This window comes from Bacillus cereus group sp. BfR-BA-01382, from assembly GCF_022663475.1.
Classification (GTDB): Bacteria; Bacillota; Bacilli; order Bacillales; family Bacillaceae_G; genus Bacillus_A; species Bacillus_A thuringiensis_S.
In genome coordinates, this window is record NZ_JAKUFQ010000286.1 from 1 (window position 1) to 462 (window position 462).

Consider the following 462-nt stretch of genomic DNA (forward strand, 5'->3'; position numbering starts at 1 on the left):
CATGAAAAGCTTAATTCAGAATTTAAGCACTATGCATCCATTCAAAATGTAATCTCAAGTGAATTACAGCTAAAACCAACTGAATTTAATATAAGCAACATAAAAAGAAATATTTTTGAAGTGGCAACAAAAACAGCAACATATAAGGCATATTTCAATGAGAATGAAAAACTATTTAAACTGGATAAATTAAATTACGTTGAATCAATTCCTACTTCAGGATTAGATAGATATGTAAACAAGAAAGGCTCAAGTGAAAAGGAACAAGTAAAGGGTTTAATTGCTCAAAAATTAGATATAAGCCCCACTAAACTGGAAATAAACGAATTGGATTATAATTCGTATGAAGTAGTCACAAAAACAGAAACCTATAAAGCCTATGTAAAAGAAGGTATGCTGTTTAAACTCGATAAGATTAACAATGTAGAGGCTGTAAAATAATGAATTGAGAGATGAGGATAA

1 protein-coding gene is annotated in these 462 nt (G+C 29.2%); it reads left to right on the plus strand.

Annotated features, from left to right (window positions below; genetic code table 11):
• A partial coding sequence (locus tag MR160_RS33960; RefSeq protein WP_242299234.1) for a hypothetical protein occupies positions 1–441 on the plus strand: 441 nt, incomplete at its 5' end.
• Positions 442–462: the final 21 nt, after the last annotated feature.